The sequence below is a fragment of the Streptomyces sp. NPDC003023 genome, assembly GCF_042888225.1.
Taxonomy (GTDB): domain Bacteria; phylum Actinomycetota; class Actinomycetes; order Streptomycetales; family Streptomycetaceae; genus Streptomyces.
In genome coordinates this window covers 282,623-308,520 of sequence record NZ_JBIAPL010000007.1, presented here as the reverse complement: position 1 = coordinate 308,520, position 25,898 = coordinate 282,623, and the positions used below count along the sequence as shown (strand labels likewise).

Here is a 25,898-nt window from a genome sequence, read left to right as displayed (position 1 = left end):
ACAGGGCGCCGCACGCTTCCTTCAAACTCCTTCCAGGTACGCCTCGAGTCCCCGCCGCCCGGCCCGCATCATCAGCGCGTGATTGGCCCGGAAGAACGGCCGGCAGGGAATCGCCAACCGCCGCATCAAGGGCCTGCGCACCACCACCTCCTGTTCGTACAGCGCCCGGGTACCCCTGCCGCCGGCTCGCACCGTCCATCTCGACCAGCCCTCAAGATCGCCCGTCATCCGGATCTCCAGCACACCGTCCGCGGGGTCGCGGCGGCAGGCACGGACGCCGACGCGCAGGTCGTACGGGAGCAGTGAACGGAACCGGGCGGTGCCTGACTCGTCGTCCGCGGGTGTCACCTCGCGCACCTGCGGCCACCAGTCGGGGTAGTCCTCGGCCCGGGACAGCACGTCGTAGACCTTGTCCGGCGCGGCGGGCAGGTCCCAGATGCTGCGGAAGCGGTAGCGGCACCAGTCCATGGGGCCAGTCTGCGCCCGACGGGACCCGTACTCACCGGGAATTGAGTATCCGCACCCATGCCGGCGTCTGTGGCCGGGGCCACACTTCCGCCATGGACAACGTGCCACCACCGGCCGAGGAACTGGCGACACTCGACCGCGAGCTGCATCAACTGGACATGCGGCGCGCGCAGTTGCTGGCCCGCAGGGCCTGGCTGCTCGCCGCGCTGCGGCCCCCGGCAGCGCCCCCTGCCGCCTTGCCCCTCGCGGCTCGCACCGCGGAGACCTCACCGCCCGGCGTACGGAACCTGCTTCTGACACTCGGCGGCCTCCTGCTCACGGTCGCGGCGATCGCCTTCACTCTCGTCAGCTGGGGCGCGATGGGCATCGGCGGCCGCTCCGCCGTTCTGGGCGTCGTGACGTCGGTGGCACTCGCGGCCCCCGCCCTCCTGCAGCGCCGGGGTCTCGTCGCGACGGCCGAGTCCGTGGCCGTGCTGGGCATGGTTCTGATGGTGCTCGACGCGTACGCGCTGCACCGGGTGGCGCTGCCGGACACGGACGGGCTCGGCTATGCCGCCCTGGCCGCCGCGGCCCTCGCGGGGCTGTGGTCCGCCTACGGCTTTTCCCTGCCCCGCCTGCGTTCGCCGTTGCCGGTCGCGGTGGCGGCCTCCCAGCTTCCGCTGCCGCTGTGGGCGCTGACCGGGGACCCCGCCGCGCCGCCGGTGGAGTGGGCGCTGCTGCTCACCGCGGCGCTGGGCGTGGCCGTCGCACTGTGGACCCGGCCGGCGGGCGTGCGGGCGGTCGCCTGGACGGGTGCCGCGGCGACGGGTGGCGGTGCCCTGCTGATCGGAACGTACCGGTCGCTGATGGCGGACACTCCGGCGGCCGCCGCCGGGCCTGCGGTCCTGCTGGCCGTGGCGGCGGCGGTCGCCCTGTTCACCGCGTGGCGTGCCCCGGCCGCCGTCTGGGTCTCTGCCCTCGGAGGCCTGACGGTGGTGGCCGGTGCGGGAGGCGTGATCCGCGCCTCGGTCCCGGCGGGCTGGTCGGTCCTGGGCTATCTGCTGTGCGCGGTGGCGCTGCTGGGCGTCGCACGAGTCCCGTCGGCGCGCCGCCTGGTGCCCGGCCTGGCGTGCGCGTCCGGTGCGGTGCACGCGGCGGCGGTCGTGACGGCGCTGCCCCTGACACTGCTGGCACTGGCGGGCCCGGCGACGCTGACGGCCGACATCTGGTCCGGCACGTCCGACCTCCCCGATCCGGACGCCGTGGCGACAGCGCTTCTCCCGGTGCCTCTGGTGCTCCTGATCACGGCGACGGTGTCGGCCACGGCGGCGGGTGTCCGCGGCACGGCACCGCTGACGGCGGGCGGAAAGGACACGGCGGCCTCGCCGTCTGCCTCACGGCCCGCCGGGAACGAGGCGACGGCCGATCCCGGCGAGGCGTCCCGGCTCTCGTCCGCGGCGAGCTCCCACGCGGTCGGCCACCGGTGGCGGGGAGCGGCCCGGTGCGTCGCCCTGGTGTCGGCATGGGCGGCGTTCGTGGTCGTGCCCCTGGTGTTCGGCTTCGCCCACTGGCCCGCTGTGGTGTGGCAGCTCGCGGTGACCCTCGCCGTGCTCGTGTTCTCGGTACGCCAGGCGGGCGCCGAGGCGGTGGCCGCCCTGGTGTGTGCTCTCGGCGGGTCGGTCAGCCTCGCGCTGCTGTCGCTCGCGACACGGTCGGCCACCTTCGTCGTCCTCGGTGCCCTCGTCGTCGCACTGGCCCTCGCCGCACGGCATTCCAGCGGCCCGGTGCGGACGCTGCTCGCCTGCACGGCGACGCTCTGCGCGGCGGCCTTCACCGGAGCGGCCGCCGCGGCCCTCGAACTGCCGCCGCACCGCGCGGCACCGCTGCTCCTGGTCGTCCCGGCGGTCACCGCGCTGCTCGGAGGCGTGCTGCGCGACCGCTCACCGGCCCTGGCGGTGGAGACGACCGGCGCCGCGACGGGCCTCCTCGCGCTCCCGTTCGCGGCGGGTCACCTGCCCGTCTTCGCGCTGGTGCTGGCGCTGGGCGGCGTGATCGCCGCGGGGACGGCGGTGCGGGTGGAACGGCGTCCCGTCGCGGGGTACGTGGCGGCGACGCTGTTCGTGACGGCGACCTGGGCGCGGCTGGCGGCCTCGGACATCGCGTCCCCGGAGGCGTACACGCTGCCGGTGACCGCCGCGGCAGTGGTGGTCGGGGTGCTGCGCCGCCGCCGGGATCCGCAGGCCTCCTCGTGGACGGCGTACGGACCGGGCGTCGCGGCGACGCTGGTGCCGAGTCTGGTCACCGCCTGGGGCGACCAGCACTGGATGAGGCCCCTGCTGCTGGGGCTCGCGGCGCTGGCCGTCACCCTGGCCGGCGCCCGGCTGGGGCTGCAGGCGCTGCTCGTGCTCGGCGGGGCGGTACTGGCGCTCGACGCGCTGCACGAACTCGCCCCGTACGTGGTGCAGGTCGTCGGTGCGCTCCCCCGCTGGCTGCCGCCCGCGTTCGCCGGCCTGCTGCTGCTCGCCGTCGGGGCGACGTACGAGCAGCGTCTGAAGGACGCCCGCACGCTGCGGGACCGCCTGAGCCGGATGCGGTGACGGGCACGGAGGAGCGGAACCGTACGGGAATGCCGAATGCCCCGGAGACTGGACGGTCTCCGGGGCATTCGGTCCGGGTGGGCGATACTGGGTTCGAACCAGTGACCTCTTCGGTGTGAACGAAGCGCTCTCCCACTGAGCTAATCGCCCGGGCGCAGCGCAAACATTACCGCATGTCAGCGTGTGCCCCGGACCGCGCTCGGGTCACTGGTCGATCTTCCAGGGCATCACGAGCCCGAACTTCCAGAGGTAGACACCGCAGAGCACCGCGACGATCACGAGACCGATCGTGGTGAGGATGATGTTGCGCCGCCGGACCTTGGGGTCGAGCGCCCGCTGGGCGGCCTCCGTGACCTTGCGCTTGGTCCAGCGCAGCACCAGTTGTGCCCAGACGAACTCCGTCGCCCAGATCGCCATGCCGCCGAAGATCACGACCCAGCCGGGCCCGGGCAGGACCAGCATGGACACGCCCGCCCCGACGACGGCGAGACCGACGATGAAGACGCCGACCTGCCAGCTCACATGCAGTGTCCTGGACCGCTTGATGAAGTGCGGTGCCTTGGAGCCGAGCGCCGGTTCCTCCTTCTCCGTCTCGCGGAGCGGCTCAGCCGCCCCCGCCGTCACGTCCCCCGTCGCGGGCGGGGCCGTCGCTGCCGCGACGGTCTCGTCCCGCTCGTCACTCTGCGCGTTCATAACTCCAAACTTACCGGACTGAACTCAGTCACCGGAATGGCCGTATAACGCAAAGTAATCCACCGCCGTACGAGCGACCTGAAGGATCCCAAAACGGTCAGAGGGGTTTACAACGGCACCGTAGGTGGCATGTCGACTTCGCCGACGTGCGAATCCCCGAGCGCACACTGAGCGAAAGGCCCTGGCGCTTATGAACACCACGGTCAGCTGCGAGCTGCACCTGCGCCTCGTTGTATCGAGCGAGTCATCACTGCCTGTACCCGCGGGCCTGCGGTATGACACGGCCGATCCCTATGCCGTGCACGCCACCTTCCACACCGGAGCCGAAGAGACGGTCGAATGGGTCTTCGCCCGCGACCTTCTCGCCGAGGGGCTGCACCGCCCCACCGGCACGGGCGACGTACGCGTCTGGCCGTCCCGCAGCCACGGTCAGGGCGTCGTCTGCATCGCGCTGAGCTCCCCGGAGGGCGAAGCCCTGCTCGAAGCCCCGGCGCGGGCCCTGGAGTCGTTCCTCAAGCGGACGGACGCCGCGGTGCCACCCGGCACCGAGCATCGTCACTTCGATCTGGACACGGAGCTGTCGCACATTCTGGCCGAAAGCTGAGTCCAATCCGGTCGGCGGAAAGCCGCACGGTGCCGTCCGTCTCGGGGAGACGGCACCGCGTGGCCGGCCGGATACGGCGAACACCGGCGCCGTCGCCGCGGAATCCACCGCGGCGACGGCGCCGGTGTGCTCTGTGCACGAACCGCTAGAGTCAGCGCAATTCGGCGGGCACCGGCCCGCATCCGGCCAGGGAGCGAATTCGTGCTGATCCCCCACGACACCCGTATCGCCCTAGACACCGTCGTCGATCTGGTGAACACCTCACCGGAGAGCAAGGACGACGGGCTGACGGACGTCGAGGCGCTGTACGACTTCGTGCGGAACCACAAGGTCAGCGGCGTGGGGAAGCTGACCCCACGGGATCTGAAGGCGGTGCAGGCGATCCGCGCGCTGTTCGCGGAGGTGTTCGCGGCGACGGACAGCCGGGCCGCCGCCGAGGTGATCAACCGCCTGGTGGCCGCCGCGGGAACGACTCCGCAGCTCACCGACCACGACGGCTACGACTGGCACGTGCACTACTTCGCACCGGGCGCGTCGGTCGCCGACCACCTCGCGGCGGACTGCGGGATGGCGCTGGCGTTCATCGTCGTGGCCGGCGAGCAGGAGCGGCTGCGACGCTGCGAGGCGCCGGACTGCGGGCGCGCGTTCGTGGACCTCTCGCGCAACCGGTCGCGCCGCTACTGCGACAGCCGGACGTGCGGCAACCGACTGCATGTCGCCGCGTACCGGGCACGCCGCAAAGAGGCGGCGGGCTGACAGGGCCGTGGCGGCTCACCGCGTCACAGCCAGAACAGATCGTGCACGGCTGCCATGAGCAGCAGGACGCCGATCACCCCGAGGAAGATCATCAGGGGCGGCTGGGAGAGCGCGAAAAGGCATCCGCGCGGTTCCTGGGTCGGTGCGGGGGGCTGGCCCCGCGAGGTATCGAGCATCTCGGGGTGATGATGACGCAGGCCGGACCGTAATGATCAATCAACACGCCACGTGAGCATGGCCGTTCATCACATCCCGTGGTGCGGCGCTCGCGTCGGCCGGGGCCGTCCGACGGTCAGATGCCGTGCTTCTTGAGGATCGCCTCGATGTCGCTGAAGTCGTCGCCGGCGGACGTCTTCTGCCGGGTGGCCCCGGGCTTTTCGGCCGGCGGAGCGGACCGGCCCAGCGAGGGCTGCGACGTACCGGGCTCGACCGGGCCGCGTCCGGCCGCCGCGGCGGCCTTGCGTTCCTTGCGGCTGCCGCCCGCCCGGCGCTCGACGAATCTGGTCGTCATGAACAGCAGCCACGCGCCGCCGAGGAGGCCGAAGCCGACCCAGGCGGTGAGGCTGAACACCGATCCGGCCACCCAGTCGACCGCGCCGGTGAGCACCAGGCCGAGGGGGACAAGGGAGTAGGCGGCGATTCGCGTCGCGGCGAGGAAACGCCTGCGGTACGCCGTGATCGCGGCGATGCCCAGTCCCGCCGCGGACACCGCGGAGCAAATGGTCTCGGCAAGCATCGCGTCCTCCAGGCATGGGCGGCTCGATCGGCTCGATCCCTTCCATCCTGCACCGTCGTTGCTGTTCGGGGCCACGGTGCGGGCCGGGTCCGGTCGTATCTGGGGGAGATCTCCGGGGTGGAGTCCTACCCAGGTCCCGGTTGGGGTGGCCGGTACGGGACTGGGAGACTGGCCGTATGAGCGACTCCTCGACCGCCTCCCCCGTCGTCCTCGACGTCTGGTGCGAGCTCCAGTGCCCCGACTGCCACAGCGCCCTCGAGGACCTGCGGGCCCTCAGGGAGCGCTACGGCGACCGGATGGAACTGCGGCTGCGGCACTTCCCCCTCGACAAGCACAAGCACTCGTTCGCCGCCGCGCAGGCCGCCGAGGAGGCCACGGTGCAGGGCCGGGCGTGGCCCTACGTGGAGGCGGTGCTGGCCCGTACCGAGGAGCTGGCCGCCGAAGGGGAGGCTCTGCTGCTGGAGGTCGCGCGCGAACTGGGCCTGGACGCCGAGGAGTTCGACACCGCGCTGATCGACGGCCGGCACATCCTGATCGTCGACGCCGACCAGGCCGAGGGCAAGGCCATCGGCGTGACCGGCACGCCGACCTATGTCATCGGCGGGGAGCGCCTCGACGGCGGCAAGAGCCAGGAGGGGCTGCGGGCGCGCGTCGAGGAGATCGCCGACCGGCTGCTGACCGGACGGTAGGCGGTGCCCGAGGGGGCTATACGAGCCGCTTGACGAAGTTGCGGTGGGTGGTGCGGTAGCCGAGCGACTCGTAGAGCGTGCGTGCCCGGTCGTTGCCCTCGAAGACGTGTAGGGCGATCAGCCGCCGGCCCGCCGCGGCCGCGAGGTGTTCGGCGTGGAGCATCAGGGCGCGCCCGTGACCCCGGCCGCGGTACGCCTCGGCCACCTCGACGTCGAGCACGTACGCGCCCTCCTCACCGGGTCGCACCTCGCGATCGGAGACCCAGACGTGGCCGACGGCCGTGCCCCCGGCGAGCAGGCGGTGGATGCGGGTGCCGGCGGTTGCCCGGCCGTCCGGGAGGAGGGCGGTGTGGACGGCTTCCGAGCGTTCGAGGGCCTCGTCCTCCGGGACTCCGCGGGCGATCCAGTCCTGCGCGAACTGCACCACCGCGCGCGCCTGCCAGGCGGCGAACTCCGCCTCGTCCATCGGGCGGCCCTCGACACCGGCGGGCAGTGACGGCGGCGGCCCACCCATCTCCTTGAGCATGTTGCGGCCGCGCTCGGTGTATCCGAGCGCGACGGTGAGCCGGAGCGCGGGCCCGGCGTCGGCGTCGGCTGGGAGCGCTGCGCGGATCTCGGTGCAGTTCCAGCCGCGCAGCACTTCCTCAGCCGCCAGAGCCGCGACGGTGCCGCGACCGCGCCGGCGGTCCGCCTCGTCGATGCGCAGCGACCGCACATAGCCGACGGGGCGGCCGGCGCCGGAGTCGGTGGCGAGCTCGACGGCCCCGACGGGTCTTCCGTTCACGCAGACGTCGTAGGTGCGGGAGGCGGCTCCCGACTCGTCGCGCCGTATCGGCCCGGTGGGCCGCAGAGTTGTGGTCATCGAGGAGTTTCTACCTGGCGAGGGACCGTCCGACACCCGGTTTTCCTCCCGATCACGGGCGATTCAGACGGACTTCGGGTCCGCGTCCGCCGCCGCGCGCTCCTCGAAGACGCGCATCGCCTTCGTGGTGACGGGCCCCGGGGTGTCGCCGACGGCGCGGCCGTCGAGCCGTACGACGGCCTGGACGTCGCGCAGGGTGGAGGTCAGGAAGATCTCCTCGGCGCTGTCGAGGACGTCCATGGGCAGGTCCGTCTCCTTCGCGCCGGTCCACTCGACGGTCAGGGCGCGGGTGACGCCCGCGAGGCAGCCGGAGGCGAGGGGCGGGGTGTGCAGTTCGCCGTCGACGACGACGAAGACGTTCGAACCGGTGCCCTCGCAGAGCTGTCCGACGGTGTTCGCGAACAGGGCCTCCGAGGCGTCGTGCCGGTGCGCCCTGGCGAGCGCGACGACGTTCTCGGCGTACGACGTGGTCTTCAGGCCGGTCAGCGCGCCGCGTTCGTTGCGGGTCCAGGGAACCGTGATGACGGCGGTGGTGTCGGGGCGGCGGGTGGTCTCGCCGACGGCGACGACCAGGGTCGGGCCGTCGGTGCCCCGGTCGGATCCGAGGGGCGAGAGGCCGCCTGTGTACGTGATGCGCAGCCGGCCGAGCGGCATCGGGTTCGCGGTCAGCACGGCGGCGCAGGCGTGGCGGACCTCGTCGAGGTCGGGCTCGGGAAGGCCGAGGCCGTCGGCCGAGCGGGCCATGCGTTCCAGGTGCCGGGTGAGGGCGAAGGGGCGGCCGTGCACCGCCTTGACCGTCTCGAAGATGCCGTCGCCCACGGTCATGCCGTGGTCGAACACGGACACCCGGGCGTCGCCCGGTTCCGAGAGTGCTCCGTTGACCCAGACCTTCATCGAGCTGTCCTTCCGATCGCCGCGTACGCGCCCGACGCTACCGCCAGCAGTCGGGATGCCTTCAGTTCCGTCTCCGCCCATTCGCGTTCCGGGTCGGATCCCCAGGTGATTCCGGCGCCGGTGCCGAACCGCAGGACGTTCTCCGGGCGGTCGATCCAGAACGTGCGTATGCCGACGGCGAGCTCCGCCGTGCGGCGGTCGGCGTCGACCCAGCCGATGCCGCCGCAGTAGGGCCCGCGCGGCGAGGTCTCGAGGGCCTCGATGATCTTCAGCGCGCTGGACTTGGGGGCGCCGGTGACCGAGCCGGGCGGGAAGGTGGCCGTCAGCAGTTCGCTCCAGCCGGCTCCCGCGGCGAGGTCGCCGCGGACGGTGGAGACGAGGTGCACCAGGCCGGGGTGGGGCTCGACCGCGCAGAGCGCGGGAACCGTGACCGTGCCGGTGGCGCAGACCTGTCCCAGGTCGTTGCGGACCAGGTCCACGATCATGACGTTCTCCGCGTGGTCCTTCTCGAGGAGGTCGCCGGCGGTGCGGCCGGTCCCCTTGATCGGGCCGGACTCCACGGTGCCGCCCTCGCGGCGCAGGTAGAGCTCGGGCGAGGCGGTCGCGATCTCCACTCCGTACGCGGGCAGCCGGATCGTTCCTGCATAGGGCGCGGGGTTGCCGCGGGCGAGCAGGGCGGTGAGCTCGTCGACGTCGGCCGCATCCGGGTCGGGCAGCGGCGCGGACAGCACACGGCACAGATTCGCCTGATAGACGTCGCCGGCCGCGATGTGCTCGCGGATCCGCCGTACGCCCGCGGTGTAGGCGGCGCGGTCCAGGGACGACGTCCACTCGTCCGCGGCCGGCCCCCGCCAGCGCCCGGAAACGGGCTCTGGAACCGGTTCTCTGCGGACATCACCGAAGCGTGCGCAGGTCAGACGGCCTTCGAAGTCGGCCACCACGGCCCAGAAGCCGGTGGAGTCAAGGGCTGCGGGGTCGCTGGTGACGTCCCTGAGGTCGGTGGCGACGAGGGAGCCGAAGCGGGCCAGAGGAGCGAGGTCGTGCACGTCTGCGAGTGTATGACCGGCGCGGTTGTGGTGCGGATGGGCGGCCGGTGAGCTGCCGCCGCGTGAACACACGGCGGCAAGCTGCACAAACGCGTTTTTGTACTGGCCCGGGAATCCGCTAGAGTTCAACACGTCGCCGGGACGCGCAAGCGGAACCGACCGACAGGCGGACGTGGCTCAGTTGGTAGAGCATCACCTTGCCAAGGTGAGGGTCGCGAGTTCGAATCTCGTCGTCCGCTCGAGAACGTGGGGGATCTTCCCGAACCCCCTGCACTCCGGGTGGAGTGGCCGAGAGGCGAGGCAACGGCCTGCAAAGCCGTCTACACGGGTTCAAATCCCGTCTCCACCTCCAAGGACGATTAGCTCAGCGGGAGAGCGCTTCCCTGACACGGAAGAGGTCACTGGTTCAATCCCAGTATCGTCCACTGGGTCCGCGAGGATCCGAGCGCGATTAGCTCAGCGGGAGAGCGCTTCCCTGACACGGAAGAGGTCACTGGTTCAATCCCAGTATCGCGCACGCAGTACGCAGTGCCGCAGGTCGTTCGATCGTCCTGTCGCCCTGCGCGATTAGCTCAGCGGGAGAGCGCTTCCCTGACACGGAAGAGGTCACTGGTTCAATCCCAGTATCGCGCACCACCTGAAGCCCCCGGTCTCATGGGACCGGGGGCTTCGTCGTGCGCTCCCCCGTCGGATCAGGAGGAGAAGAGCATCCGGCCGAAGCCGCGCTGGCGGTGATGACCGTGGTGGCCGCCGTGGTGCGGCGCGCCCCATGCCGGGGCAGCGGGGGCCGGAGCGGCGGGATAGGCCTGCGGGGCCGGCGGCGCGGGCGGAGCCTGCTGGGTCCACTGCGACTCGAGGCGGGTCAGGGACTCCAGCTCCCCGTAGTCGAGAAATATGCCCCGGCAGCCGCTGCACTGCTCGATCTGGACGCCATTGCGGTTGTACGTGTGCATCGCTGCGTGGCACTTCGGACACTGCATCGTCTGGTCAGCTCCTCGCCGTTCGGTCGACGTCGCCGGGATGCATGCCCGGCGGCGATGACTTCACCCTACGACGGGGTCTCGAACTCCAACTCGGGTGGCAGTGTCCCGATTCGGGTACAACCGTCCAGCACCGTCCGTTCCACCTCGTCCGGTTGGCGCCCCTGCGCCGCCGACTTCGCGAGAGCGAGCGCGGCCGTCTGCACGGTCAGCGCCCTGGCGGGCACGTCCAGTTCGAGCCAGGGGTCACCGTGGGCGGAGACCGCGGGACCGCCGGCCGTCCGGTAGGCGCCGAGGAACCGCTGCCAGACCTGCGGTGCCAGCAGGCCCACCGCGAACCAGGCAGCGGGGCGTGCGAGGTCCCAGGCCGGGTCGCCCGGGCCGAGGTCGTCGACGTCGATCAGCAACCAGGCCCCGTCGGGGGCGGGGTGGCGCACCAGCTGGCCGAGGTGCAGGTCGCCGTGGCAGAGCGCGGTCCGGCGCGGGGGCGGCTCCTCGCCGCGCGCCCAGGCCGGCAGGCGCTTCCAGGCGCGCCGGACGTCGCGGGCGGCCGGGTGGTCCGGCGCGGCCGCTTCCATGCGGGCCACGGCAGCGGCGGCCTTCGCGGGTCCGCGCATCGGCGGGAGCGGGCCGGGGAGCCGGGCGAGCGGTACGCGGTGCAGGCGGGCCAGGAGCACGGCCGCCTCCTCCCAGGGCGCGGCGTCCGGGTCCGCCGGGTCGACGGGGGCTCCGTAGGGCCATGCGGTGACGGCGCGGTCGGCCACGGGCGCGGTCAGCGGGCGGGGAAGCGGGAGCGGCGGGAGGAGGACGCCCGCCAGCGCGGGGTGCGCGGCCACGGCGATGCGGGCGCGGTGGGCGTCCGGGTCGGTGCCGGGGGCGTGTGCCTTGGCTACGGCGGCGCCGTGGCGTACGACGGTGCCGTCGGGACGGTCGGCGAGCGTCTGGCCCTCGGGGGCGCCACAGGCCCGGCAGGCACCCAGGGGGCCGGTGAGGTGGGCGGCGTCGCGGGCGACGTCGGCGAGTACGCGTACGACTGAGGCGGTCACGTCCGGAGCGTATCCGGGGGTGCCGGGCGCCGTTCGGGGGCGGATGCGGGCGGGTACGCGCTCCGGGGCGCCGGGGGCGGCGCGGATCGGCCCCGGAAAAGCGCGATGGCCGGTCAGCTCCCCAGCTGACCGGCCAAACGCTGCCGTCCGCCGCACCCCCGTCCCCACGGGGTTGTTGGCCGGATGTCCCCGACCCGGACCGCTCTTCCGGGCCCGGAGCGCCTTTCAGCGCCCCAGCATCACGCCTACGGACGACGCCTGTGTGACCACCGCGTCCCAGCCGCCGAAGACGACTACGAGCAGTGCCGCGAGGGGAAGGACCATGGCGGTCGCCACCAGCGGGTGGCGCGGGCCGGACCGGCGGCCGCCGAACGCGGCGGATGCCCTGCGTCCCTGCGTGCGGATCATCGTCCGCGTTGCCGTGTCCGTCATGGTCCTTCTCCTGTTCCGGTTGGCAGCGGCGGGTGTCTGACCTCGGGGGACGAGTGCTGCACCCGCCGCTTGACATCAACATTAGGGAAGCGGCGGGGGCCGGGCGTCATGCCCTCGTACCGATTACCGGGCCTCCCGGAGGATGAGCCGTCACCCTTGGGAGTACTCCCCTGGGTGGAGACGCCGCGGCGGGTCCCGGGGTCTTCCCGGAGGGGACGGCGTGGCGCAGTGACTTCGCTCACTTCGGCCGGCCCTGCCGTCGGGACCTGCCGTCGTGGCCCGTCCCGCGTCGTCCCGTGCCGCCGCGCCGGCGGCCGCGATCGCCGCCGCGCCGCCGTGGTCCTTTGATCCAATCCCCCTTCTGCGACTGTTGGTTGACGTCCCACGCCGGATCGGTTCTTCGTCGGCCGCTCCTCAAGTGCGCCGTCGGGGACCGACAATCGACCCGATCGGGAGGGCGCGGCCTATGAGCGCACCGGCGCGGGGGTACGTAAGCTGTGCCACGTCACAAGCGGACGACCGGGCATTGGGGTGGGGCCTCCCCACCGTAGGTAGGGGACGGACATGGCGATGATGCGGCTCCGGCGCGAGGACCCGCGTGTCGTCGGCTCGTTCAGGCTTCACCGGCGGCTCGGTGCGGGCGGCATGGGCGTCGTGTATCTGGGCTCGGACCGGCGGGGGCAGCGGGTCGCTCTGAAGGTGATCCGCCCCGACCTGGCGGAGGATCAGGAGTTCCGGTCCCGGTTCGCCCGTGAGGTGTCGGCGGCGCGGCGTATCCGCGGCGGCTGTACGGCCCGGCTGGTGGCCGCGGACCTGGAGGCGGACCGTCCGTGGTTCGCGACCCAGTACGTACCGGGTCCGTCGCTGCACGACAAGGTTGTCGAGGAGGGTCCGCTGCGAGCCGCCGACGTGGCCGCGGTGGGTGCCGCGCTGTCCGAGGGGCTGGTGGCGGTCCACGAGGCCGGTGTGGTGCACCGGGATCTGAAGCCGTCGAACATCCTGCTGTCCCCCAAGGGGCCTCGGATCATCGACTTCGGCATCGCGTGGGCGACGGGCGCGAGCACTCTGACGCACGTCGGTACGGCCGTGGGGTCGCCAGGTTTCCTCGCGCCGGAGCAGGTGCGGGGTGCGGTGGTGACGCCCGCGACCGACGTGTTCGCGCTGGGAGCGACGCTGGCGTACGCGGCGATGGGCGACTCGCCGTTCGGGCACGGCAGTTCCGAGGTGATGCTGTACCGGGTCGTGCACGAGGAGCCGCAACTGTACGGCGTGCACGACGCGCTGGCGCCGCTGGTGTCGGCGTGTCTGGCGAAGGACCCTGAGGAGCGGCCCAGCACGCTGCAGCTGTCCATGCGGCTCAAGGAGATCGCGGCCAGGGAGGCGCAGGGCCTGCACGACGCCCGGCCGCCGGCGCAGCGCGAGCGGGTCGAGCCGAACCGGCCGACCGCGCGCTACCCGGAGACCGTGGACCGTACCGAGCGCATGGAGCGGGTCACGGGTGGGTCGTCACGGCCGCAGGCCCCGGCGCGTACCGGTGGCGGGACCCGGCCGACGCAGCCGCGTCGTACGAACGGACGGCAGGGCGGCACCCGGCCGGGCGTGCGGACGACGTCGACCGGCCGGCGGCCGGCCAATCCGCGGCTGCTGCGTCAGCGGATCACGGTGTTCTTCGTAGTGACTCTGATCGTGGCGCTGGGCATCGCGGCGGCCCAGAAGCTGTAGCCGCCGCAAGGTGCGGAGCCGCGCGCTATTCGGGGCGGCCGGTGGCGACCGCGTAGAAGGCGACGGCGGCTGCCGCGCCCACGTTGAGCGAGTCGACTCCGTGCGCCATGGGGATGCGCACCCATTCGTCGGCGGCCATGAGTGCCTTGGTGGACAGCCCGTCGCCCTCCGCGCCGAGCATGAGCGCCACTCGGTCCAGACGGTGCGGGGCGGCCTCGTCGATCGAGGTCGCCTTCTCGTCGGGGGTGAGGGCGAGCAGCCTGAAGCCGGCCTCGCGGACCGTCTCCAGGCCCTTCGGCCAGGACTCGAGGCGCGCGTACGGGACGGAGAACACCGCGCCCATGGAGACCTTGACGGAGCGGCGGTAGAGCGGGTCGGCGCAGTCAGGGGAGAGCAGGACGGCGTCCATGCCGAGGGCCGCGGCGCTGCGGAAGATGGCGCCGATGTTGGTGTGGTCGTTGACCGACTCCATGACGACGACTCGGCGTGCCGTGCCGAGCAGGTCCCCGGCGTCGGGCAGCGGCTTGCGCTGCATCGAGGCGAGGGCGCCGCGGTGCACGTGGTAGCCGGTGACGCGTTCGGCGAGGGCGGGGTCGACCGCGTAGACGGGGGCGGGGACCTCGTCGATGACGTCGCGCATGACGTCGACCCACTTGGCGGAGAGCAGCATGGAGCGCATCTCGTAGCCGGTCTGCCGGGCGCGGCGGATGACCTTCTCGCCCTCGGCGATGAACAGTCCCTCCGCCGGTTCGCGGCGGCGGCGCAGCTCCACGTCGGTCAGGCCCGTGTAGTCGCGCAGGCGGGGGTCGTCGGGATCGTCGATGGTGATGAGATCGGCCACAGGGTGATACTGCCTTCTTGGATGTGCGGTGCCAACGGTTCCCGCAAGGTCGGGTTACCGGCGGTTACTTGCGAGGGCCGACGGCGACCACGTCGCCGATGACGATGACGGCCGGCGGCCGTACGTCCTCGGCCTTCACGGTCTCCGCCACGGTCGCGAGTGTGGCGTCCACCCTGCGCTGCGCCGCGGTCGTGCCCTCCTGGACCAGGGCGAGCGGGGTGTCGGGGGCCTTGCCGTGCGCGACGAGTGCCTCCGCGATGGCACCGATCTTGTCGACGCCCATGAGGATCACCAGCGTGCCGCGCAGACGGGCGAGGGACTGCCAGTCGACGAGAGAGCGGGGGTCGTCGGGGGCGACGTGGCCGCTGACGACGGTGAACTCGTGCGCCACACCGCGGTGCGTCACCGGGATGCCGGCCGCGGAGGGGACCGAGATGGAGCTGGAGATGCCGGGCACGACGGTGCATGGGATGCCCGCCTCCGCCAGAGCCTGCGCCTCCTCCATGCCGCGTCCGAACACGTACGGGTCGCCGCCCTTGAGCCGGACGACCGCCTTGCCGGCCCTGGCGTGCTCGATGAGCGCGTTGTTGATGGCCTCCTGGGCCATGAACCGCCCGTAGGGGATCTTGGCCGCGTCGATGACCTCGACGTGCGGCGGGAGTTCGTCGAGGAGGTCGCGCGGGCCGAGGCGGTCGGCGATGACGACGTCAGCCTCCGCGAGCAGCCGGCGGCCTCGCACGGTGATCAGGTCCGGGTCGCCCGGACCGCCGCCGACCAGGGCGACGAACGGGGCGCGGGCGCGGTGGTGGGGCGCGGCCAGGGTGCCGTCGCGCAGTCCCTCGACGATCGCGTCGCGCACGGCGGCGGAGCGGCGCGGGTCGCGGCCGGTGAGGACGGCGACGGTCACGCCGTCGCTGCGGCCGGTGGCCGGGGTCCAGGCGGTGGCGGCGTCGGCGTCGTCGCTGCGTACGCACCAGGTCTTGGTGCGTTCGGCCTCGGCGGAGGCGCGGCTGTTCGCGTCCGGGTCGCTGGTGGCGACGAGGGCGTACCAGGCGTCGGCGATGTCGCCGTCCTCGTAGCGGCGGCGGGTCCAGCTGATCTCGCCGGACTCGGCCATGGCCTCGACGGAGGGCGTGGCGGACGGGGAGATCAGCGTGACGTCGGCACCGGCCGCGACGAGGGCCGGAAGGCGGCGCTGGGCGACCTGCCCGCCGCCGATGACGACGACGCGGCGCCCGGACAGGCGCAGGCCGACGGGGTAGGCGGGGTGCTCGGCGGACGGGGCGTGCTCGGCCATGGCGGTGCGGCTCCTCGGGCAGGGCAGTGCTTGGTGGCGGGCCGCTGCGACGGTGAAGCGGCTGGTGGGGACGGGTGAGGGGTCCTGGCGACCACGATACGGTCCCGGCCCCGGGCCGGCGGAAGCCGTTGCGGAACGGTTGCCTCCGGGGGCCACGCACCCGGTGCAGAGCAGACCGGGTGCGTGGCGCGGACGCTACTTCTCGGTGACGCCGGCCGAGTCGAAGGTCGCCACCTCGTGCATGGCACGGGCCGCGCTCTGGACCACCGGGAGCGCCAGCAGGGCGCCGGTGCCCTCGCCGAGGCGGAGGTCGAGGTCGACCAGGGGGCGCAGGCCGAGCTTGTTGAGCGCAGCGACATGGCCGGGCTCGGCGCTGCGGTGGCCCGCGATGCAGGCCGCCAGCGACTCGGGGGCGATGGCGCGGGCGACCAGGGCCGCCGCACCGGTGCTCACACCGTCCAGGATGACCGGCGTGCGCAGGGACGCGCCGCCGAGGATCAGGCCGACCAGCGCGCAGTGCTCCAGGCCGCCGACGGCGGACAGCACGCCGATCGGGTCGGCCGGGTCAGGCTGGTGGAGCTCCAGGGCACGCCGGACGACGTCCACCTTGCGGGCGTGCATCTCGTCGTTGATGCCCGTGCCCCGACCGGTGATCTCCGACGGATCGGCACCCGTGTAGACGGAGATCAGCGCGGCGGACGCGGTGGTGTTGGCGATGCCCATCTCACCGGTGAGCAGTGCCTTGTTCCCCGCGGCCACCAGGTCGCGGGCCGTCTCGATGCCGACCTCGATCGCGGAGAGGACGTCCTCGCGGGAGAGCGCGGGCCCCGTGGTGAAGTCGGCGGTGCCGGGACGGACCTTGCGCGGCAGCAGACCCGGCGTGGCGGGCAGGTCGGACGCGACGCCGACGTCGATGACGCAGACCTCGGCGCCCACCTGGTTGGCGAAGGCGTTACAGACCGCTCCCCCGCCGAGGAAGTTGGCCACCATCTGGCCGGTGACCTCCTGCGGCCACGCCGTGACGCCCTGGGCGTGCACACCGTGGTCGCCCGCGAAGATCGCGACCGCCGCGGGCTCCGGGATCGGCGGCGGGCACATCCGGGACAGGCCGGACAACTGCGCGGAGATGATCTCCAGCATGCCGAGCGCGCCGGAGGGCTTGGTCATCCGCTTCTGGCGCTCCCACGCCTCGCCGAGCGCCTTGGCGTCCAGCGGACGGATGTTGGTGATCGTCTCCTGCAGCAGGTCGTGCGGCTGCTCGCCGGGCAGGGCGCGGCGGCCGTACGTCTCCTCGTGGACGACCCAGGACAACGGGCGGCGCTTGGACCAGCCGGCCTGCATCAGTTCGGGTTCGTCAGGGAACTCGTCGACGTATCCGACACAGAGGTAGGCGACGACCTCGAGGTGCTCGGGCAGGCCGAGGGTACGGACCATCTCGCGCTCGTCGAAGAAGGAGACCCAGCCGACGCCGAGCCCTTCGGCGCGGGCGGCGAGCCACAGGTTCTCAACGGCCAGGGCCGAGGAGTAGGGGGCCATCTGCGGCTGGGTGTGCCGGCCGAGGGTGTGCCGGCCGCCGCGGGTGGGATCGGCGGTGACGACGATGTTCACCGGGGTGTCGAGGATGGCCTCGATCTTGAGTTCCTTGAACTGCTTCGCCCTGCCCTTGGGGAGCGACTTCGCGTACGCCTCGCGCTGCCGCTGGGCCAGCTCGTGCATCGTGCGGCGGGTCTCCGCGGAGCGGATGACGACGAAGTCCCAGGGCTGGGAGTGGCCGACGCTGGGTGCGGTGTGCGCGGCTTCGAGGACACGGAGCAGGACCTCGTGCGGGATGGGGTCGCCGCGGAAGCCGTTGCGGATGTCGCGTCGTTCGCGCATGACACGCAGGACGGCCTCGCGTTCGGCGTCGTCGTAGCCGGGCGCGGGCGGGGTGGCCGCGGGCCCGGTCGGCTCGGCGTCGGCGTCGGCGTCGGCGTCGGCGGGAGTGGGGGCGTCGGCGGGGGTGTCGGGGGTCGCGGCGTCCGCCGGGCTGCCGGTGGCCGTCTGCGGGTCGGCGGCCGGCTCCGGGGCGGCGGCCGCGGGCCCGGGTGCGTCCGCGGGCCCGGCCGGCTCCGGGGTCGGTGCCGCCTCGGCGTGTGCGTCCGGCCCGGCGGGGGCGAAGTCGCCCCCGGCGGCCGGCTCGGGAGCCGGGCCCTCGGCCGCCTCGGCGGCGACGGGCTGCGTCCGGGACGCGGCGGCGTCGACCTGATCGGCGGCGGCGGCCTGGTCGGTGGGAACGGGGGTCGCCGGCTCTGCCGCCGGGGCGGCCTCCTGCGACTGCACGTCGGCGGACTCGGTGGTGGACTCCGCCGAGGGCTCGGCAGCCTCGGTGGCCGCGGCGGTTTCCGCGGCCACAGCCGCCGGGACGGCCGTCGGCTGGGGCTCCGGTGCTGCCTCATCCGCCGGGCCGTCGGTGTCGGGGGCCGCCGCGGGCCCGGCCTCGGGCGACTCCGGGCCGACCGGGTCGGCGGGGGGCACGTCGGTCGGCGCGTCAGAGGCGGCGTCGGCAGGCGTGCCGGTGGACGCGTCGGTGGACGCGAGGCCGTCCGGGTGGGTCGGGGGGATCGCCTCCGCTGCCTCGGCCGTCGGGACGGCGGCCGGGTCGGGGTCAGGGTTCACGGGCTCGGCGGCTGCCACGGCGTCGTGTGCCTCGGGGGCAGCCGGCGTGGGCGCCGGGTTCCCGGGCTGCTGGGGCGGGGTGGCGTCCTGAGGAACGGTCACGTCCTCGGCCGGCGCGGCGTCCGCCGCCGTTGCTGTCGCCTCCGGCACGTCAGCGGCGGCCGGCACGGGCGCCGCCTCGTGCTCGGCGCCCTCAGGCCCGGTCCCGTCGGGGACGGCCGGCTGCTGCTCCGAACCGCCGGCCCGCGGCGCGGGCACGGTGGCTTCGGTGTCCGGCCGGCCGGCAGGGACGACCGTTTCTGCGGGGGCGACGGTCTGTTCCTGTGGCGGGTGAGGGTCCCAAGGGGCCCCGGCCTGCGGCGGGATCTCGCCCAACTGCGGTCCCGGCAGCTGTGCGGCGGGCTCGTCACGGGCCACGTCGAGGTACTCCACACCGGTGGTCGTGGCCGGCTGCGGCGGAGTTCCGCGGACGACCATCGGATGCGGCGGCGTCCCGGCCGGTCCGCGGTCGGCGAGCGAGCGGACCACACCGTTCGACGCCTCCGGCACGGGCGGGCCCATGTGCAGCGGGCGGCGCGCGGGCGGCGGAGTCGCCATGGCGGAGGTGGCGGCGGCCGGCGTCCGTACGGCACCGAGGTCCACGGCCCCGGAGTCACGGCCGCCCGCCTCGTGGGCACCCGCCTCGTGGGCACCCGCCTCGTGGGCACCCGCCTCGTGAACGCCGGCCTCGTGGGCACCGGGCTCCTGAACAGCCCCCTGTGCCACGGCTGCGGGGTCCGCCCCGGCAGCAACGGCACTGGCCGGGGCGGCTGCTGCCACACCCGGAACGACCGACATGGTCCCCTGCACCTGCGCCGGCGGCTGCCCGCCCTGGTCCTGGTCCTGGTTCTGGTCCTGCTGGAACTCCGGGGCACCGAAAGCCGTCTGGCCCCCGGCCGCTCCCGCGTCGTGGAACTGCTGCTCCTGCGTCCGGAGGGCACCGCCCGGGGCCGAAGCCACCTCGACGAACTCCGGCACGGGCGCGGAAGCCGCCCCCGGAACGTGCTGCTCCTGGAAGGCGACGTCCATCGGGACGCCCTCCGCCGCCGGCTGCCCGAGTCCGTGCACGGCCGGGGCCGACCCGTAGTCGTGCGCCTGGTGGCCCGCGCCGTACTCCACCTGGTACTCACCACTTCGATGCTGCGGCTGGATCTCCTGCTGGGCCGCCGTCTGAACGGAACCGGGTGCGGCCGCGTACTGGTCGACGGCGGGCGGCGCGGGCTGCGTGTGCGCCGCGTGGGACGCGGCCGCGTGCTGCGCCTCGCTCCACGCGCCCTGCGCGCCGGGCATCAGCAGGAGGTCGTCCTCTTCCGGGCTGTTCTCGGAGTTCTCGAGGAAGGTGTACGCGCCGGGAGCGGGGACGCCCGGCTGCTCCACCATGCCTGCGTTCTCCGGCAGCCCCTCGCCCGGGATCTGGCCGGTGTCAGTCATGCGCGTACCCCTCGCCCATCGGTTGCTCCTTCGCCCATCGCCCGGGGCGTCCGACAGCGGCACACCTGACGCCCGTGAACAAGAACGAGCGTGTGCGCCGCGCGGCACGATTGACCCACGGACCAAAGCATTGTCGCGGTCGTTCGCCACCGCGGCAGCAAGATCCGCCGCGGTTCGCTGTGGGCTGCGCCACGTCGCGCGACCCCCCGGTACCGACGTACCACATACGGGAACCAAAGTGGCTCCCTTTTCCGGACATTGACGAACGAAGCGACGAACACCCGGCTGCGGTACAACGATCGGCCAGCCTACCCCGGACCGTCCGGCACAGGGGGCCGGGGGCGCGGGTCGGGCTGCCTTCCGCAGAGCAGGAAGACCACGGATCGTTCCCGCTCCGACCAGTCGGAAGTGTCCAGTTCGACGGCCTGGAGCAGGACGCATTCGACGGTGTATCCGCCGCCGGCGAGCGCCCCGCCGATGGCCTCCGCCTCGTCCCGGTTGGACGCGTGGGTGACGATGCGCTGCGGCCTGCGGTCGGCGACCGCGATGACGACCGGCACTCCCCCGCCGCCGATCCGTACGACATCGGGCTCGGGCAGCCGTTCGAGTACATGCGGGGCGCGCCCGTGCACCGCCTGGATCTGGACGCCGAGCCGGCGCGCGGCGGCCTCGCTGCGGCGGCAGGCCTCGAGGTCGCTGTCGACGGCGATCACGGCCGCGCCGAAGCGTCCCGCCTCGACGGCGAACGCGCCGCTGCCGCAGCCGATGTCCCAGACGAGGTCGCCGGTGCGCGGCCCGAGGCGGGCCAGTTGGGCGGCGCGCAGCCCGGTGAGCTCACCCTCGCCGCGGGTCGGCGCCTCGGCCGGGGGCAGTGCCCAGCCGCGTTCGGCGGGCGGGTACCCCGGCTCCCGGCCGGCGATCCAGCCACCGGTTCCGGTGGGCGACGCCGCGTTGCCGGTGCCGCCGATGACGATGACGACGTTGGGGTCGCGCCACATGTGGTCGGCGACCTTGTCCGAGGTGAGGACGGTGACCTGTTCGCGGTCGGTGCCGAGCTCCTCGCAGATGACGAAGGTGCGGTGGACGCCCTCGAGGAGCAGCGCGAGTTCGGCCGGGCCGGCACCCGGAGAGGTGAGGACCGCGACCTTGGTGTGCGCCCGGCAGACGTTGACCGCGCGGCGCAGCGTACGGCGGTGGGCGACGACGATCTGGGCGTCGTCGTAGGGCATGCCCGCCCTGGCGAAGGCGGTGGCGACGGAGGAGACGGCGGGGACGACCTCGACCTCGAGCCCGTACTCGGGGGCGCGCAGGATGCGTACGACTCCGAAGAGGCCGGGGTCGCCGTCGGCGAGGACGACGGCGCTGCCGCGGTGTCCGGCGATCCGCCTGGCGGCGAGGCCGACACTGCCGAGCCGGATGCGCTCGGCGTTCGGCGGGACCTCGGGCAGTGCCAGGTGGTGGGCGGCGCCCGCCACCAGAGTGGCGGCGGAGAGGGCGGACCTGGCCGCTCGGGTGAGCGGCGAACCGTCCCAGCCGATCACCGTGACCCGGTCGGCCATCGTCGTCAGTCTCCTGGAGTTGTCGCAGGTCGGGGCAGTTCTGAAGGGGGCCTCGCAGGTGAGGGTACCTGGCGGACCTGTCCGTCGGCCGTCGCGGGACGGTGCCCGCCCCCGGGGGAGCCGGTCAGTTCCAGTCGGTGAAGGAGGCGTAGCCCGCCTCGGCCATGCGGTCGGCCTCGAGATCCTCCGGCAGCAGGCTCCAGACGATGAGGTCGGTGCGGGTGTCCGCCCACGTACCGTCCTCCGTCTGGGTGCGGGCTATCCACGCGTTGCGCAGGACGCCTTCGCTGATGCAGCCCATCTTCTGCGCCACCTGCTGGGAGGCGGTGTTGTCGGCGGCGGTGCGCAGCTCGATGCGTTCGAACCCCTGGGTGCGGAAGAGCCACTGGGCCACGGCGAGGACGGATTCGGTGGCGTACCCCTCGCCGCGCGCCCAGGGGGCCGTGACGTAGGAGACCTCGGTGGACAGCGTGCGCCAGTCGGTGTTCCGGAGACGGACGACGCCGACCAGCCGCTGGGTGAGGAACTCGGTGACGGCGAGGGCGATGCCGTGGCCCCGTGTGCGTGTCGCAGGAGCGATCCTGCGCACCCAGTCCTCGGAGTCCGCCGTCGTGTAGGGGTGGGGTGCGGAGGTCCAGGCGGTGACCATCTCGTCGTTCATCATCTCGGTGTGGGCCGCGATGTCGGCGTCCTCGTAGGGGCGCAACACCAACCGCTCCGTGCTGATGGACACGTCCGGGAAGGTGGTAGTCATGCGCAGCTCCATACCGAAGACTGTCGATAAATGGTCAAAGCCGTTGGGTCGTCCGGGTTGTAAAGGCACAGCATGCAACATCGGGTGCCGGCCGTGCATGGCCGGGTGGGGTACGACGGGGGCCCCGCGCACCTTGGTCGGTGCGCGGGGCCTACGTCAAGTGGGGCCGCTCGGGCCCTACTTGACGGCGCCGAAGGCGGGTACGACCGAGCCGGCGTACTTGTCCTCGATGAACTTCTTCACCTCGGGCGAGTTGAGGAGCTTCACGAGCTTCTGCACGCGGGCGTCGTCCTCGTTGCCCTCCTTGACGGCGAGGAAGTTGGCGTACGGGTTGCCCTCGGCCTTCTCCAGCGCCAGCGACTCCTTGGCGGGCTCGAGGTCGGCCTCGATGGCGTAGTTGCCGTTGATGACGGCGGCGTCGACGTCGTTCAGGGCGCGGGGCAGCGTGGCCGCCTCCAGTTCCTTGAACTTCAGGCCCTTGGCGTCGGCGATGTCGGAGAGCTTCGCGTCGGTGCCGGCGCCGTCCTTGAGGGTGATGAGGCCGTTCTCCGCGAGCAGGTGGAGCGCGCGCCCCTCGTTGGTGGTGTCGTTGGGGACGGCGACGGTCTGACCGGCCTTGATGTCCTTGATGTCCTTGGCGCTCTTGGAGTAGATGCCGAGGGGCTCGAGGTGGACGTTGACGACCGGGACGATGGTCGTCTTGTTCTTCTTGTTGAAGTCGTCCAGGTACGGCTTGTGCTGGAAGAAGTTGGCGTCGACCTGGCCCTGCTGGGTGGCGGTGTTCGGCAGGACGTAGTCCGTGAACTCCTTGACCTCCAGCGCGAGGCCGGCCTCGGCCGCCAGGTTGTCCTTGACGTAGTTCAGGATGTCGGCGTGCGGCGTCGGGGACGCCGCGACGACGAGTGCCTTGGACTCGCCGGCCTTGGCACCGGAGTCGGCCGTGGCGCCGGGGTCGGAGGCCGTGCCGCAGGCGGAGAGGCCGAGGGCGAGCGCGGCGGTGGCGGCGGCAGCCGCGGTGAGCTTGATGTTCTTACGCACGAAAAGTGCCTCTTTCTGGTGGTGACGTCGCCCGGACAAGGAGTGCGGGCTGTGCGGGGAGAGAAGTCGGGGTCAGTTCGCGGCGCGTCCGCGTCGGTCGAGGAGCCGTACGACGCCGTCGCCGACGAGCTGCACGATCGTCACGATGGCGATCAGGATCACGACCGTGACGAGCATGAACTGCGTCTCGAAGCGCTGGAACCCGTAGGTGACGGCCTTGGACCCGAGGCCTTCGCCGCCGACGGCCCCGGCCATCGCGGAGTAGCCGACGAGGACGATCACCGTGGTGGTGACGGCGGAGACCAGCGACGGCAGGGCCTGCGGCAGCAGCACCTTGCGGACGATGGTGGGAATCGAGCCGCCCATGGACTGGACCGCTTCCACGAGACCGTGGTCGACCTCGCGGATCGCGGTCTCGACCAGGCGGGCGAAGAACGGGATGGCTCCGACGGCGAGCGGCACGATCATCGCGGTGGGACCGATGAAGGTGCCCACGACGAGCGTGGTGAACGGGATCAGCGCGATCAGCAGGATGATGAAGGGCAGCGAGCGGCCGATGTTCACGACCACGCCGACGGCCTTGTTCACCGGGGTGTTCTGCAGCAGCCCGCCCTTGTCCGTGAGGACGAGGAGCACGCCGAGCGGCAGGCCGCCTGCGACGGTGACGAGCGTGGACCACAGCACCATGTAGAGGGTGTCGAGGGTGCCCTGACTGAGCAGGGGCTGCATCTCCGACCAGGTCACTTCGCGACCTCCTTGACGAGCGCGGGGCCGTTCTGCGCCGGGACGGACACGCCCGCGGTGCCGTGGCTGTCGCCGTCGCTGTCGACGACGTCCACCTGGAGGCCCTGTTCCCGCAGGAAGCCGACGGGGACGACGTTCTCCTCGTACCGGCCGGGGAGCTCGATCCGCATCCGGCCGATCTGCCGGCCGCCGACGGTGTCCATGGCCGCGCCGAGGATCGAGATGTCGATGTTGTAGGTGCGCGACAGCTGGGAGATGACCGGCTGGGTGGCGGCCTCGCCGTGGAAGGTGACGTCGATGACGGTCCGGTCGGGTCCGGACGCGTCACCGCCGACCGGGAAGAGCTCGTGGGCGAGCTCGGAGCCGGGAGTCGCGAGCAGTTCGCTCACCGTGCCGGATTCCACGATCTTCCCCTTCTTCATCAGGGCCGCCGAGTCGCAGATGGTCTTGACGACGTCCATCTCGTGCGTGATCAGCAGCACGGTGAGGCCGAGCTGCCGGTTGAGGTCGCGCAGCAGTTGGAGGATCGAGCGGGTGGTCTCGGGGTCGAGGGCGCTCGTCGCCTCGTCGGACAGCAGCACCTTCGGGTCGCCCGCGAGGGCCCGGGCGATGCCGACGCGCTGCTTCTGGCCGCCGGAGAGCTGTGCCGGGTAGGACCTGGCCTTGTCGGCGAGGCCCACCAGGTCGAGGAGCTCGAGTGCCTTGCGGGAGCGCTGGGCACCCGGGACGCCCAGGATCTCCAGGGGCAGTTCGACGTTGTCCTTGACCGTGCGCGAGGACAGCAGGTTGAAGTGCTGGAAGACCATGCCGATGCGGCTGCGCGCCTCGCGCAGCTCCGCGGACGCGCGCCGGCCGCGGCCGGTGAGGGCGGTGAGGTCCTGTCCGGCGACGGTCACGGTGCCGGAGGTGGGGCGCTCGAGCAGGTTGACGCAGCGGATCAGCGAGGACTTGCCGGCACCGCTCTGGCCGATGACTCCGAAGACCTCGCCCTCCCGGACGTGCAGATCGACGCCGTCCAGGGCGGTGACCTCTCGGCCGCCTCGCGACTGGTAGACCTTGGTCAGGCCCGTAGTGGTGATCACAGGGGGTTTCCGTCACTGTCGAGTGCGCGGCGAGGTGTCCGCCGGGCACGGGGCATTCGGTTCCGGTGCGGCACGGCTGGTTCGGCTGTCGGCCGGGGCAACGCGTGCGCGGGGCAGGCTCGGTCCGATGCGTTCCTGATTCTCCGGGGACGATCGGACGCGGCGCGGCTGTCGGTCTCGCTTCGGGGCGCGAGGCTCAGGCAGGGGCCCTCAGATGGCGCACATTCGACACATGCAACGAGCACCGGGCGTCGTGATCGCCTCGGTCGCAAGGGTGCGGCTGCTCGTCGTGGTCATGGCTGCAAGTAAAACAGACAGACCCTTGATCGGGCCGAGCCTGTCCGTATAGCGGACAGGCGGTTCATGCCATGTGGACAGACAACACCGGGGGGACGATCGACGCGCCCGCGCCTTGACCTGCGTGGACACCGAAGAGAGACCGGAATTGCCGCTTCCGCCTCGAGCGCGGCGACAGCCGCCGACTGTGGTCGACACCACGGTGCGCCCGGCCGCCGGTCGTGGCCGCTGCCACGGTGTGCCCTGCGCCGGGGCCGACCGCAGTACACCCCTCGGCCCGTAATACCCTCGAACCCATGCTTGACGCCCTGACGGTCGCGGTCGGTGTCACCGCGCTCGCCCTCGCCGCATGGTGCGGCCTCGCCGCCTACCGGGACCAGCCCACCAAGGACTGGCACTTCATCGGCATGGCCGTGGTGAGTGTGCTTGCGCTGGCCCAGCTGATCGTCGGCATCGTGCAGCTGGCGCGCGGCGAGGAGCCGGACCAGGGCACCGCGATCTTCCTGTCGTATCTGATCGGCTCGGCCCTCGCGGTGCCGGCGGCCGGTTTCCTGTCGCTGGCGGAGCGGACCCGCTGGGGTTCGGCGACCGTGGCGGCCGGCGCGGTGGTGCTGGCCGTGCTCGAGGTACGGCTGCACGACATCTGGGGAGGCTGAC

At 72.6% G+C, this 25,898-nt stretch carries 24 protein-coding genes and 6 tRNA genes; 11 read left to right on the top strand and 19 right to left on the bottom strand.

Features of this window, described 5'->3' with window-relative positions:
- Window positions 1-21: 21 nt before the first annotated feature.
- On the bottom strand, window positions 22-468 hold the full coding sequence (locus ACFYV1_RS23905) for an SRPBCC family protein (RefSeq protein ID WP_389397564.1): 447 nt from the start codon (window positions 466-468) through the stop codon (window positions 22-24).
- Window positions 469-560: 92 nt separating this feature from the next.
- Between ACFYV1_RS23905 and ACFYV1_RS23900 the strand changes: the two genes are divergently transcribed.
- Window positions 561-3,044, top strand: a complete 2,484-nt coding sequence (locus ACFYV1_RS23900) for an SCO7613 C-terminal domain-containing membrane protein (RefSeq protein WP_389397563.1) — start codon at window positions 561-563, stop codon at window positions 3,042-3,044.
- A 78-nt stretch (window positions 3,045-3,122) separates the two neighbouring features.
- Here the strand turns inward: ACFYV1_RS23900 and ACFYV1_RS23895 are convergent.
- Window positions 3,123-3,194 (bottom strand) — tRNA-Val (locus ACFYV1_RS23895).
- A 54-nt stretch (window positions 3,195-3,248) separates the two neighbouring features.
- Window positions 3,249-3,737 carry a TIGR02611 family protein gene (locus ACFYV1_RS23890; RefSeq protein WP_389397562.1) on the bottom strand — a complete coding sequence of 163 codons (489 nt, stop codon included), beginning with the start codon at window positions 3,735-3,737 and terminating at the stop codon, window positions 3,249-3,251.
- A gap of 190 nt (window positions 3,738-3,927) precedes the next feature.
- Between ACFYV1_RS23890 and ACFYV1_RS23885 the strand changes: the two genes are divergently transcribed.
- Window positions 3,928-4,341 carry an SsgA family sporulation/cell division regulator gene (locus ACFYV1_RS23885; protein WP_003959770.1) on the top strand — a complete coding sequence of 138 codons (414 nt, stop codon included), beginning with the start codon at window positions 3,928-3,930 and terminating at the stop codon, window positions 4,339-4,341.
- A 201-nt stretch (window positions 4,342-4,542) separates the two neighbouring features.
- On the top strand, window positions 4,543-5,097 hold the full coding sequence (locus ACFYV1_RS23880) for a CGNR zinc finger domain-containing protein (protein WP_389397561.1): 555 nt from the start codon (window positions 4,543-4,545) through the stop codon (window positions 5,095-5,097).
- A 23-nt stretch (window positions 5,098-5,120) separates the two neighbouring features.
- Here the strand turns inward: ACFYV1_RS23880 and ACFYV1_RS23875 are convergent, their stop codons facing one another.
- The gene (locus ACFYV1_RS23875) at window positions 5,121-5,273 is read right to left on the bottom strand and encodes a hypothetical protein (protein ID WP_389397560.1); all 153 of its coding nucleotides are present in this window, start codon (window positions 5,271-5,273) and stop codon (window positions 5,121-5,123) included.
- A 116-nt stretch (window positions 5,274-5,389) separates the two neighbouring features.
- Entirely contained in the window at window positions 5,390-5,833 is a 444-nt protein-coding gene (locus ACFYV1_RS23870) for a hypothetical protein (RefSeq protein WP_389397559.1), read from the bottom strand.
- A 176-nt stretch (window positions 5,834-6,009) separates the two neighbouring features.
- Between ACFYV1_RS23870 and ACFYV1_RS23865 the strand changes: the two genes are divergently transcribed.
- A complete protein-coding gene (locus ACFYV1_RS23865) occupies window positions 6,010-6,522 on the top strand; it encodes a DsbA family protein (protein ID WP_389397558.1) in 513 nt (170 codons plus the stop codon).
- Window positions 6,523-6,538: 16 nt separating this feature from the next.
- Here the strand turns inward: ACFYV1_RS23865 and ACFYV1_RS23860 are convergent, their stop codons facing one another.
- From ACFYV1_RS23860 to ACFYV1_RS23850, 3 genes are all read right to left on the bottom strand, one after another.
- The gene (locus ACFYV1_RS23860) at window positions 6,539-7,384 is read right to left on the bottom strand and encodes a GNAT family N-acetyltransferase (protein WP_389397557.1); all 846 of its coding nucleotides are present in this window, start codon (window positions 7,382-7,384) and stop codon (window positions 6,539-6,541) included.
- Window positions 7,385-7,447: 63 nt separating this feature from the next.
- Complete coding sequence (locus ACFYV1_RS23855) at window positions 7,448-8,278, bottom strand: aminotransferase class IV (RefSeq protein ID WP_389397556.1); 831 nt, start codon at window positions 8,276-8,278, stop codon at window positions 7,448-7,450.
- Entirely contained in the window at window positions 8,275-9,324 is a 1,050-nt protein-coding gene (locus ACFYV1_RS23850) for a chorismate-binding protein (RefSeq protein WP_389397555.1), read from the bottom strand. The genes ACFYV1_RS23855 and ACFYV1_RS23850 overlap by 4 nt, the downstream gene beginning before the upstream one ends.
- Window positions 9,325-9,490: 166 nt before the next feature.
- Between ACFYV1_RS23850 and ACFYV1_RS23845 the strand changes: the two genes are divergently transcribed.
- The 5 genes from ACFYV1_RS23845 (at window position 9,491) to ACFYV1_RS23825 (ending at window position 9,960) form a co-directional block, all read left to right on the top strand.
- Window positions 9,491-9,563: transfer RNA gene (locus ACFYV1_RS23845), tRNA-Gly, on the top strand.
- A gap of 39 nt (window positions 9,564-9,602) precedes the next feature.
- A tRNA-Cys gene (locus ACFYV1_RS23840) sits at window positions 9,603-9,676 on the top strand.
- Window position 9,677: 1 nt separating this feature from the next.
- Window positions 9,678-9,749: transfer RNA gene (locus tag ACFYV1_RS23835), tRNA-Val, on the top strand.
- 20 nt (window positions 9,750-9,769) lie between these two features.
- A tRNA-Val gene (locus tag ACFYV1_RS23830) sits at window positions 9,770-9,841 on the top strand.
- A gap of 44 nt (window positions 9,842-9,885) precedes the next feature.
- Window positions 9,886-9,960, top strand: a tRNA-Val gene (locus tag ACFYV1_RS23825).
- A gap of 56 nt (window positions 9,961-10,016) precedes the next feature.
- Here the strand turns inward: ACFYV1_RS23825 and ACFYV1_RS23820 are convergent.
- The 3 genes from ACFYV1_RS23820 to ACFYV1_RS23810 form a co-directional block, all read right to left on the bottom strand.
- Window positions 10,017-10,304: a zf-TFIIB domain-containing protein gene (locus ACFYV1_RS23820; protein ID WP_389397554.1), complete on the bottom strand. Its 288-nt coding sequence runs from the start codon at window positions 10,302-10,304 to the stop codon at window positions 10,017-10,019.
- 68 nt (window positions 10,305-10,372) lie between these two features.
- Entirely contained in the window at window positions 10,373-11,350 is a 978-nt protein-coding gene (locus ACFYV1_RS23815; RefSeq protein WP_389397553.1) for a phosphotransferase family protein, read from the bottom strand.
- Between the two features lie 225 nt (window positions 11,351-11,575).
- Complete coding sequence (locus ACFYV1_RS23810) at window positions 11,576-11,782, bottom strand: hypothetical protein (protein ID WP_389397552.1); 207 nt, start codon at window positions 11,780-11,782, stop codon at window positions 11,576-11,578.
- Window positions 11,783-12,346: 564 nt separating this feature from the next.
- On the opposite strand from ACFYV1_RS23810, the gene ACFYV1_RS23805 reads away from it, so the two are divergent.
- A complete protein-coding gene (locus tag ACFYV1_RS23805; protein ID WP_389397551.1) occupies window positions 12,347-13,504 on the top strand; it encodes a serine/threonine-protein kinase in 1,158 nt (385 codons plus the stop codon).
- A gap of 25 nt (window positions 13,505-13,529) precedes the next feature.
- Here the strand turns inward: ACFYV1_RS23805 and ACFYV1_RS23800 are convergent, their stop codons facing one another.
- The 8 genes from ACFYV1_RS23800 to ACFYV1_RS23765 form a co-directional block, all read right to left on the bottom strand.
- Entirely contained in the window at window positions 13,530-14,345 is an 816-nt protein-coding gene (locus tag ACFYV1_RS23800) for a TrmH family RNA methyltransferase (RefSeq protein ID WP_389397550.1), read from the bottom strand.
- Between the two features lie 64 nt (window positions 14,346-14,409).
- Window positions 14,410-15,642, bottom strand: coding sequence for a uroporphyrinogen-III C-methyltransferase (gene cobA / locus ACFYV1_RS23795; protein ID WP_389397549.1), 1,233 nt, complete (start codon window positions 15,640-15,642; stop codon window positions 14,410-14,412).
- A gap of 195 nt (window positions 15,643-15,837) precedes the next feature.
- Window positions 15,838-19,767: a nicotinate-nucleotide--dimethylbenzimidazole phosphoribosyltransferase gene (cobT, locus tag ACFYV1_RS23790; RefSeq protein WP_389397548.1), complete on the bottom strand. Its 3,930-nt coding sequence runs from the start codon at window positions 19,765-19,767 to the stop codon at window positions 15,838-15,840.
- 308 nt (window positions 19,768-20,075) lie between these two features.
- Window positions 20,076-21,326 (bottom strand): precorrin-6y C5,15-methyltransferase (decarboxylating) subunit CbiE, encoded by a 1,251-nt coding sequence (cbiE, locus tag ACFYV1_RS23785; protein ID WP_389397547.1) that lies wholly within the window; start codon window positions 21,324-21,326, stop codon window positions 20,076-20,078.
- A gap of 124 nt (window positions 21,327-21,450) precedes the next feature.
- Window positions 21,451-22,092 (bottom strand): GNAT family N-acetyltransferase, encoded by a 642-nt coding sequence (locus tag ACFYV1_RS23780; protein ID WP_389397546.1) that lies wholly within the window; start codon window positions 22,090-22,092, stop codon window positions 21,451-21,453.
- 165 nt (window positions 22,093-22,257) lie between these two features.
- Window positions 22,258-23,118: a MetQ/NlpA family ABC transporter substrate-binding protein gene (locus tag ACFYV1_RS23775; protein ID WP_389397545.1), complete on the bottom strand. Its 861-nt coding sequence runs from the start codon at window positions 23,116-23,118 to the stop codon at window positions 22,258-22,260.
- Window positions 23,119-23,190: 72 nt separating this feature from the next.
- Window positions 23,191-23,862, bottom strand: coding sequence for a methionine ABC transporter permease (locus ACFYV1_RS23770; protein WP_389397544.1), 672 nt, complete (start codon window positions 23,860-23,862; stop codon window positions 23,191-23,193).
- Window positions 23,859-24,944, bottom strand: coding sequence for a methionine ABC transporter ATP-binding protein (locus tag ACFYV1_RS23765; RefSeq protein ID WP_389397543.1), 1,086 nt, complete (start codon window positions 24,942-24,944; stop codon window positions 23,859-23,861). The genes ACFYV1_RS23770 and ACFYV1_RS23765 overlap by 4 nt, the downstream gene beginning before the upstream one ends.
- 593 nt (window positions 24,945-25,537) lie before the next feature.
- Between ACFYV1_RS23765 and ACFYV1_RS23760 the strand changes: the two genes are divergently transcribed.
- Entirely contained in the window at window positions 25,538-25,897 is a 360-nt protein-coding gene (locus ACFYV1_RS23760; protein WP_389397542.1) for a hypothetical protein, read from the top strand.
- Window position 25,898: the final 1 nt, after the last annotated feature.